Annotated in this window: 14 protein-coding genes and 1 pseudogene; 5 read left to right on the forward strand and 10 right to left on the reverse strand. The window is 70.0% G+C overall.

Annotation, left to right across the window (positions count from 1 at the left end):
* Window positions 1–559: pseudogene (locus tag D7Y11_RS34970) on the forward strand (molybdenum metabolism regulator); the annotation flags it as partial.
* Between the two features lie 29 nt (window positions 560–588).
* Here D7Y11_RS34970 and D7Y11_RS34975 read toward each other — a convergent pair.
* Window positions 589–1,410 carry a hypothetical protein gene (locus tag D7Y11_RS34975; RefSeq protein ID WP_233607486.1) on the reverse strand — a complete coding sequence of 274 codons (822 nt, stop codon included), beginning with the start codon at window positions 1,408–1,410 and terminating at the stop codon, window positions 589–591.
* Between the two features lie 151 nt (window positions 1,411–1,561).
* On the opposite strand from D7Y11_RS34975, the gene D7Y11_RS34980 reads away from it, so the two are divergent.
* Window positions 1,562–2,752 carry a substrate-binding domain-containing protein gene (locus D7Y11_RS34980; protein ID WP_126935847.1) on the forward strand — a complete coding sequence of 397 codons (1,191 nt, stop codon included), beginning with the start codon at window positions 1,562–1,564 and terminating at the stop codon, window positions 2,750–2,752.
* A 35-nt stretch (window positions 2,753–2,787) separates the two neighbouring features.
* Here the strand turns inward: D7Y11_RS34980 and D7Y11_RS34985 are convergent, their stop codons facing one another.
* The 7 genes from D7Y11_RS34985 to D7Y11_RS35020 all read right to left on the reverse strand — a co-directional run bounded on the left by D7Y11_RS34985 (window position 2,788) and on the right by D7Y11_RS35020 (window position 8,569).
* Window positions 2,788–3,033, reverse strand: coding sequence for a FruA-associating protein, FapA (locus D7Y11_RS34985; protein WP_120575856.1), 246 nt, complete (start codon window positions 3,031–3,033; stop codon window positions 2,788–2,790).
* A 165-nt stretch (window positions 3,034–3,198) separates the two neighbouring features.
* On the reverse strand, window positions 3,199–4,080 hold the full coding sequence (locus D7Y11_RS34990) for an aldo/keto reductase (protein WP_126935848.1): 882 nt from the start codon (window positions 4,078–4,080) through the stop codon (window positions 3,199–3,201).
* Window positions 4,077–4,886, reverse strand: coding sequence for a hypothetical protein (locus D7Y11_RS34995; RefSeq protein WP_126935849.1), 810 nt, complete (start codon window positions 4,884–4,886; stop codon window positions 4,077–4,079). The genes D7Y11_RS34990 and D7Y11_RS34995 overlap by 4 nt, the downstream gene beginning before the upstream one ends.
* Window positions 4,887–4,987: 101 nt before the next feature.
* Entirely contained in the window at window positions 4,988–5,434 is a 447-nt protein-coding gene (locus D7Y11_RS35000) for a Spy/CpxP family protein refolding chaperone (RefSeq protein ID WP_120575853.1), read from the reverse strand.
* Window positions 5,435–5,542: 108 nt separating this feature from the next.
* Window positions 5,543–6,721: a serine hydrolase gene (locus D7Y11_RS35005; protein WP_126935850.1), complete on the reverse strand. Its 1,179-nt coding sequence runs from the start codon at window positions 6,719–6,721 to the stop codon at window positions 5,543–5,545.
* Window positions 6,722–7,156: 435 nt separating this feature from the next.
* Window positions 7,157–8,083: an MBL fold metallo-hydrolase gene (locus D7Y11_RS35015; protein WP_158642037.1), complete on the reverse strand. Its 927-nt coding sequence runs from the start codon at window positions 8,081–8,083 to the stop codon at window positions 7,157–7,159.
* A gap of 69 nt (window positions 8,084–8,152) precedes the next feature.
* On the reverse strand, window positions 8,153–8,569 hold the full coding sequence (locus D7Y11_RS35020; RefSeq protein ID WP_121754959.1) for a DUF4267 domain-containing protein: 417 nt from the start codon (window positions 8,567–8,569) through the stop codon (window positions 8,153–8,155).
* Between the two features lie 147 nt (window positions 8,570–8,716).
* Here D7Y11_RS35020 and D7Y11_RS35025 point away from each other — a divergent pair, with 147 nt between their 5' ends.
* Window positions 8,717–9,652 carry an AraC family transcriptional regulator gene (locus D7Y11_RS35025; protein WP_233607487.1) on the forward strand — a complete coding sequence of 312 codons (936 nt, stop codon included), beginning with the start codon at window positions 8,717–8,719 and terminating at the stop codon, window positions 9,650–9,652.
* 737 nt (window positions 9,653–10,389) lie between these two features.
* Window positions 10,390–11,307, forward strand: coding sequence for a CPBP family intramembrane glutamic endopeptidase (locus tag D7Y11_RS35035; RefSeq protein ID WP_120575848.1), 918 nt, complete (start codon window positions 10,390–10,392; stop codon window positions 11,305–11,307).
* A 7-nt stretch (window positions 11,308–11,314) separates the two neighbouring features.
* Here the strand turns inward: D7Y11_RS35035 and D7Y11_RS43545 are convergent, their stop codons facing one another.
* Window positions 11,315–11,461 carry a hypothetical protein gene (locus tag D7Y11_RS43545; RefSeq protein ID WP_158624365.1) on the reverse strand — a complete coding sequence of 49 codons (147 nt, stop codon included), beginning with the start codon at window positions 11,459–11,461 and terminating at the stop codon, window positions 11,315–11,317.
* 89 nt (window positions 11,462–11,550) lie between these two features.
* On the opposite strand from D7Y11_RS43545, the gene D7Y11_RS35040 reads away from it, so the two are divergent.
* Complete coding sequence (locus D7Y11_RS35040; RefSeq protein WP_126935853.1) at window positions 11,551–16,320, forward strand: hypothetical protein; 4,770 nt, start codon at window positions 11,551–11,553, stop codon at window positions 16,318–16,320.
* Here the strand turns inward: D7Y11_RS35040 and D7Y11_RS35045 are convergent.
* Window positions 16,301–16,813 (reverse strand): hypothetical protein, encoded by a 513-nt coding sequence (locus tag D7Y11_RS35045; RefSeq protein ID WP_120575846.1) that lies wholly within the window; start codon window positions 16,811–16,813, stop codon window positions 16,301–16,303. The two genes, D7Y11_RS35040 and D7Y11_RS35045, sit on opposite strands and share 20 nt — an antisense overlap.
* Window positions 16,814–16,951 lie beyond the last annotated feature (138 nt).

Raw genomic sequence — 16,951 nt, forward strand, 5'->3', positions numbered from 1 at the left:
CCCCGAGGCCGTGACCGCCGCCGCGTCCGCGCTCGCGCTGCTCCAGTCGAAGCTCAAGGGGCCCAGCTGGAAGGTGACGCGGCTGGCGCGCAAGGCCCGCCACGCGCTGCGCGCCCTGGGCGGTGTGGACCCCTCGGCGCACCCGGCCCTGGCCGCGCCCTTCACCGCGCTGATGGCGCACGTGGTGGGGCCCAAGGCGGAAGGACGCTTGCCGGTGCGCCACGCGTTGGGGCTTTTGTCCCAGGTGGACGTGACGGCCTTCCAGCGCGCGGCGGAGATGTGGAAGGCCGCGCCCGCGGGCTCGGTGCCGGCGGGCGTGGCCGCCGCGCGGACGCTCAACGACCCGGAGCTGGCGCTGCGCGTGACGGCGCTCCTCTCCGAGCGCCCCGACCTGCGCGACGGCTCCGAGGACGCCTGGACGAAGCGCTGGACCGTGCTCAAGCCGCACGTGGAGGCCCACCTGTCTGGCGCGGGCCAGTCGCTCGCCGCCTTCGTGGGCGGTGTGGACGCGGGCGGCGACGCGCACCTGTCCAAGCGGCTCGCCCGGCTGGGAGCGTGACGCCGGAGGCCCGCGCGTCACGCCCTGGCCTACGGCGCGCCTTCCGCCGCGGACGCCGCGGGCTTCTGGAGGGTGGCGGCCGTGGGCTCGCGGTCCATCTCCTCCTCGGGGTACGCCTGCGCCGCGTCCAGGTACTTCTTCGACTGCACCCGGCGGCGCTCCGCCTTGCTCAGCCCCTCCGGGCTCAGCAGTGTGGGCTCCCCGCCGCCGGACTTCTCCACGACGTGGCCGTCGCAGAAGAACCACTCGGTGCGGCCCTCCGGCGACACGCGCGCGAAGAACAGGTCCGGCTGGCCCACCTTCACGGGCTTCGGGCACCACGTCTCGCGCGCCTTCGCCTCGCGCTCCCCGCCCTGCTCGCGCCACTGCTTCTGCGCCTCGCGCAGCGCCGCGGCCGCTTGAATCCGGGGCCCCAGCTCCATCCGCTCGCGCGTCTCCGTCAGCAGCTCCCCGCCTCGCCGGGCCAGGTCCGGGAACGCGCCCGCGCGCCGGAAGTCGCAGGTCTTCAGCGCCTGGAGGTTGGCCTCGTGCACCTTCAGCACCGGGGGCAGCGTGCGCAGGCCCTCCTCCAGCAGCTCCAGGTGCTTCGCGTGCTCCAGCCCCTTCGGGTCCAGGGCCTGGTCCGTCTCCTTGACGAAGCGGGCCAACAGGCCGTTCACCGCGGTCAGCTCGTCCTGGAACCAGCGCGGCTCCGCGTCGCAGGGGCTCGCCTTCGCCCCCGTGTAATCCCGATACTCCGCCCGGGACATGCCCAGCGCGTAGTGCTGGACGGGCGGGGCCTGCTTCGCCGCGCAGCCCCCCAACACCGCTCCCAGTCCCAGGAGCGCGATGCTTCGTGCCAGTGTCGTCATCCGGCCCATTCTGCCAGTCCTATGAGGGCAAACAAACCGACAGGATGGTTCCTGGAAGGGGAGCGGCCGGGGGAGAGGCTGTGAGTGACAGGGTTGTGACAAAAGCACCGGCGGGCTTTCCGGGACCGCGACCCGGGGTACGAGGGGGAGCATGAAGCCCCGGGCTCTCCTCGTCATTGGCATGCTGGCCGCGTTGCTGGGGGTGTTCTACCTGCTGGCGGCCCCGATGGCGCCCCTGCAGGGGGCGCCGGAGCCGGAGTCCACCGTGCTGCCGTCGCGGCGGCGGGTGACGGACATCACGTTCCTCTACAGCACGGAGAAGCGCGCGTGGGTGGAGGCGGCGCTCGCGGAGTTCGAGCGGACGCATCCCCGGGTGCGGGTGACGCTGGTGGGGCGGGGCTCGCTGGAGGCGGCGCAGGCCATCCTGGAAGGGCGGGAGAAGCCCACGGTGTGGAGCCCGGCGGACAGCGCGGAGTTGCGCATGCTCGCGGCGGATTGGGCGACGGACGCCTCGCACGGGCCGCTGTTCGCCACGGAGGGAGACGCCGCGCCGCATCCGCTGGTGATTACGCCGCTGGTGTTCGTGGGCTGGCAGGACCGGATGGAGGTGTTGCGCAAGGCGGGCGGGGGCTCGGCCCTGTCGTGGAAGACGCTCCAGCGCGCGGTGGCGAGCGACCGGGGCTGGCCCGCGGTGGGCGGCCCGCCGGAGTGGGGCTTCGTGAAGCTGGGCCACACGGACCCCCGGAAGTCGAACTCCGGCCTGCAGGCGCTCCTGTCCGCGACGCTGGAGTACCTGGGCCGGCGCGAGAGCGTGAAGGAAGGGGACCTGCTGGATCCGGGCTATCAGGCGTGGCTCCAGGGACTTGAGCGGGGCGTGACGCGCTTCGAGCCGTCCACGGGCACGTTCATGACGGACCTGGTGCGCTACGGGCCGTCCCGCTACGACCTGGCGCTGGTGTACGAGAGCCTGGCCATCGCGCAGTTGGATCATGCCCAGGGCCGGTGGGGTCCGCTGCGGGTGGACTATCCGCCGGTGACGCTGTGGAGTGACCATCCTGCGGCGGTGCTGCAAGCGGACTGGGTGACGCCCGAGCAGCGCGAGGCGGCGCTGGAGTGGGTGGCCTTCCTGCGCAGCCCGGAGGTGCAGGCCCGGGCGCTGGCGTTCGGCTTCCGGCCGGCGGATCCATCCGTGCCGCTGAAGACGCCGGACGCGGACAACCCCTTCACGCGGCTGGCGGCGCACGGCATCCGCGTGGACGTGCCGCCCGCGGCGGACGTGCCGGATGCTTCCGTGCTGCGCACGCTGTTGGAATTGTGGACGCGCATGGGCGTGGGGCGCTGAAGGCAGCCACGCACCGGCACACCGTCGCGCGGCACCTACCGCACGTGCGCCACGAACTCGGAGACGCGCAGGGCCCAGGCCTCCGCGGAGTCCAGCTCCGAGCGGGCATCGCAGTAGCGATCGAACGACGCCTCCGAACCGTCGCGCGCGAAGAGGGCCGCGTTGAAGTCCCTCTGCGCCGTGGTGAGCCACTGGCTCGCGCGCATGCGCAGCCAGTTCGCCACCTGCGGGGTGGGATCCACCTGGTTCAAATCCAGCGAGGTGGGGTGCAGCTCCACCATTTCTCCATCCTTCTCAGACTCTGGCATCGCGTTCATGGATCGGATGGTTGCCACGCCCCCCAGGCTGAGCACCCGACCCGGATGGACGAGACAAACGTCGATAGTGAGCAGTTGCCGACGCTGAAATCTTCGCTGGAGGACGGAACGTCAGACTGGCGGGCTGCGTCAGATGACGCCGTCCCACCCGGTGTCATTGCGACGGAAGGCGTCCCGAATGGCCTGAACGGTGGGCTCGGGAAGGGGACCCTGCTCCAGGGTGCGAGCGTTGGCGCGCAGGTTGTCCAGGCGCGTAGTGCCCACGATGCAGGTGGCCACGCCCGGCGCGAACGCGGTGAAGCGCAGCGCCAGCTCCGGCCAGTCCAGGCCGTCCGTCTGGAGGGCCATGCGCTGCATCCGTTCCCAGTACTCGCCCACGTCGTGAGCGTAGGGGCGCCCCGGAAAGCGCCACGGCGCGTTGGCCAGGGGCCGCTTGGCGATGACGCCCACGCCGCGCTCCTGGGCCTTGGCCACGCCATGGTCCAGCGAGCGCTGGTCGAAGAGGTTCACGGACGTCTGCACCACGGCGAACGCGCCCGTCTCCAGCGCGGCGTCCAAACCCGCGTTGTCGCCCGAGTACGCGGCGGCGCGCACCTTGCCCGCCTCCACCGCGCGGGTGAGCGCTTCGATGAGCCCCGGGCGGTGGAGCACGTCCGGCGGACACGAGTGGAAGTGCAGCACGTCCAGCACGTCGGTGCGCAGGCGCTGGAGGGCCAGGTCCACGCCGCGCGTGATGCACTCGGGCGTCCAGTCCTCCACGCCGGGCACGCCATAACCGCACTTGGTGGACAGCACGAACTCGCGGCGGCGAGCGCCGAGGAACCGGCCGATTCTCTCCTCGGACACGCCGTAGCTGGGCGCGGTGTCGATGAGCGTGATGCCCGCGTCGAGCACGCCGTTGAGGAGCGCCTCCGCGTCGGCGTCGCTCAGCGCTTCACTGCCCACGGGCCCCGCGCCGAAGCCGAGCGCGGACACGGTGAGACCACTCTTCCCCAGGGGGCGTTGAATCATCGGGTGGGACCCTCTCCACGCGCGGCCAGGTCGATGAAGCCTCGGATCCAGATGAGGTTCACGGCGTCACAGGCGTCCTGCGACATGGGCGTGGTGGTCTCCAGCGCGGCGGCGTACGGCACGCCCTGGCGCATGTACCAATCGGTGACGCTGCCGTCGTGGAAGACGATGAGGCCGTGCTCGTCCGCGTAGGCGTTGTCATCCACCTTGCGGCTCTTCACCACGGTGGCATGCGCGGCGGCGGCCTCCTGCATGGAGTGATAGGCGGTCTTGTCCCCGAAGACATACGCGTACGTGGCGACGCCGCCCAGGTAGTTGTCCTGGTGGATGTCGAGCGCGGCGTCCGGAGCGGGGAAGCGCGCCAGGTCCGTGCGCACCGCGCGCGTCTCCTTGGGGCCGCCGTCGTACAGGGCCCAGCGGAGGATGGACGGGTCACCCACGAGCTCGCCGCGCCACTCGCCGGGGGCGACCTCGTAGCGCATGAAGTCGTTGTTGGGCTTCTCGCCGCTGCGGTTGTAGCGGGTGCCGTCCTCGAAGCCGGAGGGGTTGATGCACGGGTAGACGCGCAGGCCCACGCCCTTGGACTTCGCGTACGCGACGATGTCCGGCAGGTGCTTCGCGAGCGTCAGCGGGCCAGCGGGCTCCTCCCCATGGAAGCCGGACGTGATGACGAGCCAGCGGTCGCCCGGGACGATGAGGCGGAAGAGGGGATAGTCGCGCCCCCCTTCATGTACCTGTCCGTATTCAGAGAGCTCCCCCAGGGCGGCGTGGGAGCGGATGCGTCGAGCGTAGTCGGTGTAATCCACCGACCGACAATAACCGCGCGCGTCATCCCTGCCCACGAAGGTTCACGGTGGGACACGGAATGTGTCATTCCGAGCGCACCGTGAGACCCACCCGGGCGGGGTTACTTTTCTCCGGTGCGCTCGCGGAAGTCGCTGACCAGCTCCTGGCGCTGGGCAGGAGTGAGCGTGCGGTGGACTTCGAGCACGGCATCCACGGCCTTGTGGGCGAAGGCGCGAGCGGCGTCGATGCGCGCGTCCACCAGGGCGTGGAGCTTCGCGGAGTCAGGCGTTTCGGACGCCAGCTGGGCGACGGCCTCGGAGCGCGCGGCCTTCTGGCCCTCCATGAGCGACTGGCCTTCGTTGAGGAGGCGGTCCTTCACGGCGTGGATGGAGGAGCGCTGGGCCTCGGTGGCGTTGAGGTCATCCAGCTTGTCGTCCAGCTTCCAGGTGACCATCTGGTTGATGCGCTCCGGGTCGGGCGTGCCGCGGTGATGGCGGCCCCAGCCGAAACCGGTGAGCAGGGTGACGGCGACGACGGCGGTACCGGCGATGACGAGCGTCTTCTTCATGGCGTGTGGCTCCAGGAGTGGGGGTGCTGTTTCCCGCTGCTTGACTGGAACCAATATGGAAGCCGTCGGTTGCGGTGATTTGAGCAGGGCGTGAAGAAGTGTGAAGGCTCAGCGGCCATCCCAGAACGCCATGTCGCCGTACTCCCAATCCCAGGGCACACCGGCTTCGCCCAACACGAAGCGAACGAGGTGGGGATAGGCGGGTTCGGCGCGGACGTCGTTGCTCAGGATGAGCACGCAGCGGCGTCCACGCGGCAGGCACACAAGAGTATTGCCGGTGCTGTCGTTATGGCCGTTCTTGAAGAACCCGCGTCCCTGAGGACCGTCGAACACCACCACGCCCAGGCCTGCCGCCAGGTCCTTGCGCCGTGACTCCGGCGGCAGTTCGTCCTGCAGGGTAGGGAACTGGCTCCGGGTGGTGATGGGCAACTGTGGAGAGGTCATCCGGGCGAAGGTCTCCGGAGACAGGCCCTCACCGCTCACCAGCGCGGCCGCGAAGCGCGCCAGGTCATCGAGGGTGGTGTCCATGGAACCGGCCGCGCGCACCCTGCTGCGTTCGTCGTGCGGCTCCACACCGCCGTCGGCCTTCCAGCCGTCAGCCAGGTTTTGTGCGAAGTCCGGCCGCCACGTCATGCTGGTCGTGCGCATGCCGAAGCGGTCGAACACGCGCCGTTGCATCTCCGCACCCACGTCCAGCCCGAGCCCGCGTTCGAGCACGAACTGCATCAGGATGATGCCGTCGCCTGAATAGGCAAAGCGGCTGCCCGGAGCGAAGTGGATGCGCAGCCTCTCGTCTGGTTCGAGGAACCCGAAGTTGGCAAAGCCAGCGCTGTGGGTGAGCAGGACGCGCGGCGAGATGTCCCGCCAGCGTTCATCCCCGGCCAGATGGGACCAGGTCGAATAGCGGTCCTCGTCCGGGTATTCAGGCAGCGGCTTGTCCAGGTACTTCGAGATGGACGTGTCCAGGTCGATGCGCTTCTCGTCCGCCAACTGCATCACGAGGTACGCGAAGACCGTCTTGGTGATGGACGCGCCATACATCACCGTGTCCGTGCGCAGCGGCTCGCCCTTCGCATCGCGTGCGCCGTAGGCCCGGGTCGCGACGACACGACCGTTGTCGATGACCGCGATGGCCAGCCCCTTCGCGCCGGTCGCGGACATCGCGCGGGCCGCCTCCGCATCCAGCGCGGCCACGTCGGGAACGGGCGGCGACTCACGAACCGCCGAAGTCGTGGCACAGCCGCTGGCAAGCAACACACACAGGCTCCAGGCGCGCAGCCTCTTCATGCAATGGGCTCCCATCCGCGAGACATGAAGCAGACCCTATCGTCCGTACAACGAGTGCGGCCACGGCCGATTGCTCCAAGGCGGTGGATTCGCGGCGTGGCCCACACGGGCGGTACCCTCGGCCGCCTTGGATTCCCTTCCGAGCCGTCCTACGCCACCAGCCCTCCGCTCCCCGAGTCGCCGCGTCCGCACGTGTGATCGGTGCTGGTCGCGTTCGTGCTTCTCCTGGTGACGGATGTCGTCGCGAGCACCCTCGTGGCAAGCATCGAGATTGCCCGGACGGATCTCGACCCACGGGACAGCGCGGCCATGACGCGCTGACTGCTCGGCCAGCAGCCGCTGGATCCGCTCCGCTTCGGCCAGGCAGTCCGCGGCGCTCATCATTCGTTGGCACTGTGGCATGGAGGCGTCAGACCTCAGCCCCAAGCCAATGGATCAGAGCAGTCCGTCCTGGATGAGCCCACGGCGCTGGTAGTCCTGCATCTGCGCGCCGTCGTGGGCCACCACCGGGTGCAGCTCGGGCGCGGTGCGCAGCAGGTCGTGCAGCCATCGCAGTTGGTGTGCCATCGCCTGTGCATCCTCGCCGCCCAGCCAGTTGGTGAGCCGCGGGTGCATCCTCGGGAGCCGGATGTTGTCCTGGTGCCAGGCCACGTCGCCGACGAGCAGGAACTCGCGCCCGTCGACGAGCCGCACGTACACCAGCTGGGTGCCGGGCGTGTGGCCCGGGGCCTTGATGAGGACCACGCCGGGGCGCAGCAGGTGCAGTCGCTCGTACTGGAGCGGAGTGAGCCTGGCGCGCAGCTCCGCGGTGAAGCCGGCTTCCTGCGCGAGCGGGCTGCGCAGTTGTTCGTCCGTGAGGTGAACCTTGCTCGCCACCTCGTCCAGGTATGCCGAGTGCGCGATGCCCGCGCAGTGGTCGAAGTGCTCGTGGGTGACGACCGTCGCGTCCGCGCGGCGCAGCGCCTCCTGGACCCGGGTATAGGCCGCGGCGTCGAACTCCGAACCGGGGAACTGGGCCAGCTGTGTCTTCTCGTCGTTAACGACGTCCACCAGCACCGTGCGGCCGTCGGCATAGACGACCTGGTACGCGTTGAAGTCGAAGGTGGCCTCTCCGAAGCCGCTGCCGGCCACCACGAGCGCGTGCGGCACTCCGGAGGCCCGGCCCACGCGCTGGCTGCGCAATCCGGTGGGGAGCGGCGCGCCGGTGGAGACGGCCAGGGCCCGGATGGCGCCGAGGTCGGCGTCGAAGCGCGAGGTCTCCGGTACGTTCACGTCGCTCAGTCCCACGGCCGCGACGACGACCAACACCAGCAGCAGGGCCGCGACGGTCAGGCCCACACGACGCCACAGGGTTCTCTTCATGGCCGGCATCTTGCCGACTCCCGCCGCCACCCTGCGTGAAATTTCCGCGGTGTGCGCACCCGCGGTGAATCAAGCGGTGCCCTTCTGGGGGCGCAGCAGCGCGGCGGCCAGCACGACTCCGTAGACCGCCGCGCTTCCATGGACCGCGAGCGCGAAGGCGAGCGAGGCACCGCCATGCATCACGGTCAGCGCGTCCACGATGGGCATCACCATGCATGCGAGCACGAAGACGCCCGCGGCCTTTCGCTGCCGGATGGCCACCAGGGCGAACATCGCCAGTGCCACGCCGAGGTCCCTGCCCGCCTTGATGTACAGCCAGGGGATGACCTCGCTCCCGGAGTCGCGCAGACCGAAGCCCCTGGCCGCGCTGAGCGGGTCCCGCGCGGCATTGAGGCTGAGGAACAGCATGAAGGCGCCCAGCAGCAAGGTGAACAAGGCCGTGGGAGACGTGAGCTTCCAGGGCAACTGTGAGGGATTCGGGTTCATGAGGCCTCCAGCTGAAGAGCGGGTGTCGTTCATGACTGGGAATGTGACGGTCTGGCCTCGGAGCCGCCATTCGCGGACGGCTCAACCTTTTGTCTGAAACGCTCAGGGCGTGAGCGCTGGGGACAGCCCGCTGCTAGCCTTGAGGCCATGGACCTCGCGCATGCTTCCGACCTGCTGGGGCAGATCCTCGAGCGAACCCGTCTGCGAGGGCAGCTCTACTGCCGCACCGTGGCGCGGGCCCCCTGGGGGCTGCGTTTTGCACCCACGGCCACGGCGGCCCTGCATCTGATCATCGCGGGCTCCTGTCACCTCACGCAGGGGCGGGACACCGTCGCGCTGGGGCCGGGGGATGTCGTGCTGCTGCCGCGCGGCGACGGGCATGCCGTGGCGGACTCGCCCCGCAGCCCCAAGCTGAGGGTGGAGGAGTGGCTGGCGACACGTGGGGAAGGGGCTTCCTCGTATGTGCTGGGCGGGGCCGGCGTGGAGTCGCGGGTGCTCTGTGGCTTCTTCGCGTTCGACGAGCCGGGGGCGCATCCCGTGTTGCGGTTGCTTCCCGAGCGGGTCCACCTGAGGGGGGCTTCCGAGGACGCGCGTGCCCTGTTGCCCACGGTGTCGCTGCTCGAACGGGAGTACGAGCGGGGAGAGCGGGGCGCCTCGGTCATCGTCTCCCGGTTGCTCGACATCCTGCTGGTGCAGGTGCTTCGTGCCTGGGCGGACGCGCAGCCGCCGGGCGGCGCGGGCTGGTTGGGAGCGCTCGGCGACCGGACGCTCGCCAGCGCCCTGGGCTGGATGCACGCGGAGCCAGGGCGGAGTTGGACCGTGAGCGAGCTGGCGCGGCGCTCGGGGACATCGAGGGCGACGCTCGCGCGGCGCTTCGCGAGCGAGGTGGGCGTGGCGCCTCATGAGTACCTCACGCGGCTTCGGATGCAGGAGGCCGCGCACGCGCTGCGTGACGGACAGGACGGGCTCGCGGCCATCGCGGGCCGCGTGGGTTACGAGTCCGAGTTCGCCTTCAATCGGGCTTTTCGACGGGAGATGGGAGTGCCCCCCGGCGAGTACCGGCGCAAGGCTCGTGAGGGCTGAACCGGAGTTCGTGCGGGGCTTCGGCGCTGCTTCACAGGACTTCGGCGTTTACGGGCTGAACATGCCGGTGAGCACGCTGACGCGGCCATGAGGCAGCGAGTGCTTGAACCGGCTCGTCGCGAGGTCCGAGCCGGGCGGGCACACGTTCTGGGAGGGCCGTGTGCAGCACCGCCACGCGCGTCGCGGTGGTGGAATCGTTGCTCGTGCCGAGGCGGTAGATCGTCACTTCGACGTATAGGCGGACGTGTGCAAAAACATTGGACTTCGCTCTGACCTAGAGGTTCCAACGGGCTCGCCTCGGACTGCTTGCCCACTGGCGGGCGTGCAGTGCGAACCATGCGGCAGCAGCTGCTGCTAGTTCCGCAGGAGCCCCCTGTTCAATCTCGATTCCATCAGGTGGTCCAACGTCAACGCCTGCTTCTTGCGCCGGGACCCCATCGTCCCCATTTAGAAAACTACGACTCCAGCCACCACGAATTGCTCGGCCGTCGAAGTCGAGTCGCAGTGTGTCGCGAACTGCTCCGTCCTCGACGAAGTCCATGGACACGATAAGCCACGGATGTCCCTCCGCGCTCTCGTGCTGCCACACATCAAGATCCGGTTGAAGATGGAGCAGCGCCTCCAGAAACCTGGCCTCGGCATCAGTCCTCGCGACGTCTTGGAGATCAGGGATTGGCATTTCCTCATGATGAGGTCGTTCTCCTCTCGCTCAAAGTGGGGAGGTAGCATCGGTCGCCATGGATTCACCTTCCGACCCGTCCTCCACCGCCCATTCGCCGGTCCCCACATCGCCGCCACGCGTGTGGACGGTCCTGGTTGCGTTCGCGCTCCTGGTGACCGCAATCGTCGTCGGGGGCGTCATTTCCGCCAGCATCGCGATGGCGATGGAGATGCTCCGCGCAGGAGTGAAACCCCAGGACACGGTAGCCATCCAGGCCCTGACTGAGCAGCTCAAGTCGATGCCCTGGCTGATGGTCGCGGCCGTGATGACGTCCAGTTGCTTTGGGTTGGTCGCTGCGCTCCTGGGCGGGTTCTTGTCCCCCACGCCGTTGAAGCAGCGGCTGCGCCTGGACGCGGGAGCGACGACGCCTGCTTGGGCCTGGGTGGCCGCGCTGGTGGGCTGCTTCACGATGGGGCAGGCCATGGAGAGCCTGTCGGTGCTCGCAGGCGTATGGAATTACGCGGCGTCGCTGAAGGGGCTGCAGGCCGCGAGCCAGGGCTCGTTCGTCACCTTCGCGGCGTTGCTGTTCTTCGGCGCGCTGGTCGCGGGCACCGGGGAGGAACTCTTCTTCCGGGGCTATGTGCAGACGCGGCTCGTGGAGCGCTGGGGGCGCACGGCTGGCATCGCGGGCGCAGCCACGCTCTTTGGCATCCTGCACTTCGACCCCATCCACAGTCCCATGGCCCTGATGATGGGCTTGTTCCTGGGCTGGCTCGCGGAGCGCACGGGCAGCGTGCGGCTGCCCATCTTCGTCCACGCCTTCAACAACCTGACCTCGTTCCTGCTGTCTCGCTATGCGCCGTCCACCACGGAGCTACCAGCCTCCGTCCACGTGACGTTGCTGGCGGTGTGCTCGCTGGCGTTCGTGGGAACGGTGACAGCACTGCGGCGGATGGATGCCCGGCCGCCAGAGCCTGTGCTCGTCGGGCCCTGAAAGCATCTCAAGGACCCCCGGCACCGCGAGCCTCGCCCGTCCCATCCGGCAACTCCGCCGCGAGCTTCGCCCTCAACGTGACCACGATGTCCGGAGGGTCTCCTGCCACGTCGCGCAGTTCCGCCGGATCCGCCACCGTGTCGAAGAGCTGCACGCGCCGTCCCTCCGTGGGTGTCAGGGCGGGGCACGGCCGGCGTCCCCTGGGGCGTGCCGGGCTTTCCCCGGTCCGCCTATAAGGGTTCCATGCCTCAGCCCCAACCGGTCGAGCTCACCCCGCGTCGTCGCCGTGCGCTCCTCACGCAGCGGCTCCTCACCGAGCGGCTGGCCCCCGAGGAGCTTCGCGGCCTGCTCGCCGCGTCCGATCCGGAAGAGGTCCACGCGGCGCTGCTGCACCTGACGCGCCGCCTGGCGCGGCTGGAGGGCGGTGACACGCCAGTGTCCCTGATGGAGGCGCTTCCGGCGGCTCTCGGCGCGTGCGCTCCCGAGTCGCAGGTGCTCCTCGCCAGGCTGGCCCGGCTGCTACCGCCGGAGATTCCCCTGGCGAGGCTGAAGTCGCTGGCGAAGGGAACGGAGCCGCTCCCAGTTGACGCGGAGGCGGAGTGGCTCGTCACGGAGATGCTTCGTGAACCCGCGAAGCTGGCCGTCCTGCCGGGTGGCGCGCTGCTGTTGCATGCCGTGCAGCGACTCTCCCCATCCGATGGGGTTGACGCGGAGGCGCTGGTCGACGCGCTGTGCGGCCACCTGGACCCGGAGGTCCAGCTCGAGGGTCTTCGCCACCTGGGCGGGGCGCTCGGTCTGGGACTCGTCACGGTGAAGCATGCGCTGGCGGTCGCGGTCCGCGCGCTCGAAGCCCCGGACGCGCGGGTGGCGCTCCAGGCCGCGGAGTTGCTCGCTGAACCCTGGGCGGCGAGGCCCGACCTGGCGCCTCCCCTCGGTTCGCTCCAGGGCCTGCTGGAGCGCTCGGAGCGACTGGCCTTCGCTTCGCTGCGCATCCTCGCCCGTCGAGGAGACGCCGCCGCGCTGCGGCTCGTGCTGGAGGACGGCCGGCGATCGCTCCGGGTGCGACGCGAGGCCATGGCCCTGCTGGCACCCTTCGCGAGCCATGCGGAGTTGCGGCTGTCGCTCCACCTCTCACTTGAGGATCCGCTCCTCTTCGGCCCCACGTGCGCGGGGTTTCTCCAGACGCTCTACCGGCGGGGCGTGCGGTGCGAGCCGGACGCTGTCCCCCGGGTGCGCGAGCTGTTCCTCTCCAACCCGGCCATCACGCCCGAGGTCATCGCGGAGGTGTTGAGTCTCCGGCAGCGTGAGTACGTCGAACCGCTGTGGCGGTTGTCCGCCACGGACGCGGACTTCACCCGGCACCTCGCGCTCCTGCGCGAACTGGATGGTCCGGAGGCGTTCGACCTGCTCCGCGCCCTGCTCGTCCGGCCCGAAGCGCGCACGCTCCGGCCGGAGGTCATCGAGGCACTTGGACACCAGGGGCACGCCGCCGCCGAGGAGGACCTCCTCGCCTGCTTCGATGCCGAACCCTGGGCCTGCCTCGATGCGCTCCACCACCTGGGCGGCGCGCGCACCGTGGCGTTCCTTCGTGCCCACCCGGGCCTGACGGATTCCGCCTGGCGCGCCGAAGCGCACGCCCTGCTGGCGGCGCTTGAAGACACCTCCGCGTCCATGCCCTCTCCAGTGGAGGCCGCGCCGAGCCGTGAGGTGCTCGCGAGCCTTCAGCCCGGCTACGACGACGCGTCCTTCCGCGAGGTCTCCCGTATCGCGCTCCAGACGCAGCATCCGCTGCGACTCCAGGCCATCGGCCAGCTCGGCCATGAAGCCCGGCGGCGCGCACTCGTGCCGCTGGGGGAGCTGTTGCTCGATGCGGACGAGCATGTCCGGTCCGCGGCGCAGCAGGCCGTCGCACAGGTGGGGCGTGGGCTCCATGCTCGGGGCCGTGTGCGCCCGGACCGGCGCTCCGCCCCCGTATCGGAAGACGAAGCCGGCGCGCGGGTCCTCACGGAGTGTCTGCTCGACCTGCTCCAGCGGCGGGACCTGAGCGACGCGCAGCTCGAACGGGTGCTGGGGCAGCTCGTCGGCCGGAGGCATCCCGCGCTCGCGCGGCGGCTGCGGCGCTTGCTCCGCCATGAGGGCGTGCAGGTGCCGAAGCTCGTGCTGGAGTGCCTCGCGCACTCTGGAGATTCGCGGGCCGTGGCCTGGCTGGTGCCCTTCGCGCGGTCGGAGGACATCTATCGCCTGCGACAGGCGCTCAGTGGCCTCGGGGTGTTCAAGGTGGAGTGGGCGGTGCCGCTGCTTGCGGCGGGGCTCGCGCACCCCAACATGAACATCAAGAAGACCGCCGCCGAGGCGCTCGTCAACGCGGGCCCCGGTTGGCCGCCGCCCATCGGGTTGATGCTGGGCTGGCTCCGGCGCCACGACAACCCGGGCCTGCGCGAGTCCCTCATCCGCGCGCTGCGTGGGGCCTGCGGACGGGGCCATGTGGCGACCGTGCTCGATGCACTCGAGGACGCAGACACGCCTCGTGAGCAGGAGTTGCTGTGCGAGCTGCTCTCCGGCGAGCTGTCGCCCCATGCGCTCGTGTCACTCCTGCGGCGTGGGACACGCTCCGCGAAGGTGCTGAACGATGCGGTCCATGGCGGAGTCCTCCTGCTTTCGTCGCAGGCGCGCGAGACGCTGGAGGTGCTGCTGCGGCGCCATGGCCTGTCGCAGTGGATTCCCGCCACATCCGACGACTCCGTGCAGGCGAGGCTGCTCCGGGAGCGGCGGCTGGATGCGGACCTCGCGTGGATGGATGACGCGCTGTCATCCGGGGACGCGGCCCTGCTCGAAACCGCGGAAGAGGAGTTCACGAAGCGGCTCGCGGCGGTGGCCAGCGCGGCCCTCACGGACACGCGAGCGGCCGTCCTCAAGCGGCACCTCGATGGGATTCGCGGCCTGCTGGACAGCCCCAGGCCTTCCTTGCGGCGACTGGCCCTGGGCCTGCTGACGGCGCTCGCCGGACGGCTGTCCGAGCCCGAGCAGGTGGGGGTGCTCGCGGAGGTCCGACGCGCATGGACGGGGAAGCGCATCGAGCCTCACGAGGCCCTTGGCGTCCTGTTCCGGTTGGGGGCCGTCCCTTCCCTGGAGGAGGCTCGGATGGCTTCCTCGCTCCCGGACGAGCGCGTGGCGCTCTGGGGGACGGAGCGACGCATCCTCGCGGGGGACCTGTCCGGCCCTGGGCTGATGGAGGCGCTGACCCAGGCCCGCGGGCCTTCGGTGCGGCGGTTCCTCGTGCCGTACGCGCTGCGAGAAGTGCCGCCGCTCCAGGTGCTGGCCGCGGCGGCGCGAGGGCCGCACGGGGACCTGTTGGAGTTCGTCCGCGATGAGTGGGGCGCACGCGTGCCGGAGGATGCGCTGCTCGCGGAGCTTGCCCTTGCCGCCGGATCCGGGACGTCTCCGCGAGCGGGAGTGCTCGTGCGGTGGATGGCGGAGGTCGGAACGGAGGCGGCTCGCGCGGCCCTTCGGCGACTCGCGCGCCACCATGAACGGGGGATCGCCCTCGCAGCGCTCGCGGCGCTGGGGACACCCACTTCGGCGGAGGATGAAGCGCTGCTCGTCGAGCTGTTGTCCCATGCCCACGTCGAGGTCCGCCGACAGGCCGCGCGACAGCTCTGGCGGGTGCGGGGACTGCCTCGCCTCAAATCCCTGCTCGACATCCTCGGCGAGGCGCGGCCGCTCCGGTGGATCCCTCCGTGGGCCGTGGACCGACAGGATCTGGAAGCACTGCGCGCGACGCTCGGTTCCCTCGGAGCCCCGGGCTCAGATGCGGAGAAGTTGGAAGGAGAAGTCTGGTTGGAGTCGCTGCTGGAGTTGCTCGGCGGGCTCGGATCGAAGCGGAGTCTGCTGCCCTCCCTGGTGCTGCTCCTGCTGGACGTGTGGCGGATGGGCCGGGGGCGGTCGGGGACGATGGCGGCGGACATGCTGCGCTCGCTCCCGGCGGTCCGGGTGCTGCCCTTCGTCCTTCCGATGCTTCGAGAAGGCCACTCCGCGGCGCTCGAAATCCTCCCGGGCAACACGGTGTGGGGACCCGAGTTGATGGCGATGTTCCTCCAGGCGCGAGGCCTGTCGCGAACGCACTTCCTGGAGTGGCTCCAGCGAGCGGACCCCGCGCAGGGCCGCGACGGTCGGATGCTGGAGGACGCGCTCTTGCGCATCGTCCACGAGGACGACGGTCATCGCGAGGCGGCGTTGCAGGTCCTCGCGGGACGCGCCTCCTGGGGGAGCCGTGAAGACGCCTTCCGCCTGGCGGACGGGCTCATCGAAATCGTGAACCAGAAGGACGACGCCCAGGCCCTGGCGGCGGTGTCGCGAGGGCTCGAACGGCAGGGCCCGGAGGTGCGGAGCGCGCTGCTCGCGCGGGTCACCACGCCCGCGCTGCGGACGGAGGTCGTCACGGCGCTCGCGCTCCTCGTCCTGGATGATCCGTCGCTCGAAAAGAAGCTCCCCGCGGAGCTGATGCGCGACGTGGAGCGGAGGCTGGAGGCGCTGGCCTGGGAGGTCCCCGAGCCGGAAGTGAAGGCGATGAAGTGGATGGTGCTCAGGCGTGCGCCTCACGTCGTCGAACGACTGACGGGGCTGCTCACCCACCGGAAGCCCTCTGTGCGCCTGCATGCGCACCGGCTGCTGAAGGTCCAGGTGCCACGGGAGCCGTACCTGGAGCTGACCCGCGAGCTGCTCAAGGATGCGGAGGCCGGGCACGTCGTCCGGGCCGTCCGGACGCTCACGTTCGGAGGGCACCTGCCAGCGGTGGCGGAGGTGGCGGCGCTGCTGCCTGACCGCCGCAATGCGGTGGCGCGCGCGGCCTGGGATGGATTGCTCGTCATGGGAGGGGCCGCGCTGCCCATCCTCCGAGGCGAGCTGGCCCATGCCCGCCCGGACCGGCGCGCGCTGCTCGCGCGGGTCATCTCCAGCCTGGAGGATGTGCCGGAGAGGTCCGCTGACGGGGCCTTCAAGGCGAGGCTGGCTTGAACAGCATCCGCTGCCTCAATGCCCGCAGGGACTCCAGGTCGGGAGCAATCTTGCGAACCTCCGACATGACTTCGTCCGCCGCCTCCAACGCCTCTCCAATCAGCCCCTGGCGATACTGTTGCGCGGAGTAGTCCGGCCACTGCGCCCAGCGCGAGTAGAGCCTCATGGGCCAGTCGGCGATGTGGACTTCCACGTAGTAGGGCTCGGCTTCTGGTTTCGCGGGACCACAGCGCAAGAGCCACCTGGGCGCCTCCGCCAGCAGGCCTCCGTGGCCGCTCATGGATTCATTTCTCCAGAGATCAAAATAGCCGCGGGAGAACCGCTCACGGTGCGGCCAGTGAGCCAGGCATTCGAGATGCAGCGGAGCGTCGCAGTAGCGCCAGAGCTCATCCCCTTCAGGGAAGGCCCCGCCGGATGTCGCGGTGTACGGCTTCGACAAGTCGGTGCTGCCGCAGATGGGGCAGCTCGTCAGTCCTTCCATGATGATGGCCATGGCGCGGCACCCTAGAGCGCCGAACAGGTTAGGTCACGCCGCGAGCTGATAGCGCGCGGCGACCTCGAGGTTTTGGACGACCGCGAGTCGCCTGAGGTCAAAGAGGTTGCGGCGCGTGCCGCGATAACGGGCCTTCGG

This window comes from Corallococcus sp. AB018 (genome assembly GCF_003986945.1).
GTDB classification, from domain to species: Bacteria; Myxococcota; Myxococcia; order Myxococcales; family Myxococcaceae; genus Corallococcus; species Corallococcus exiguus.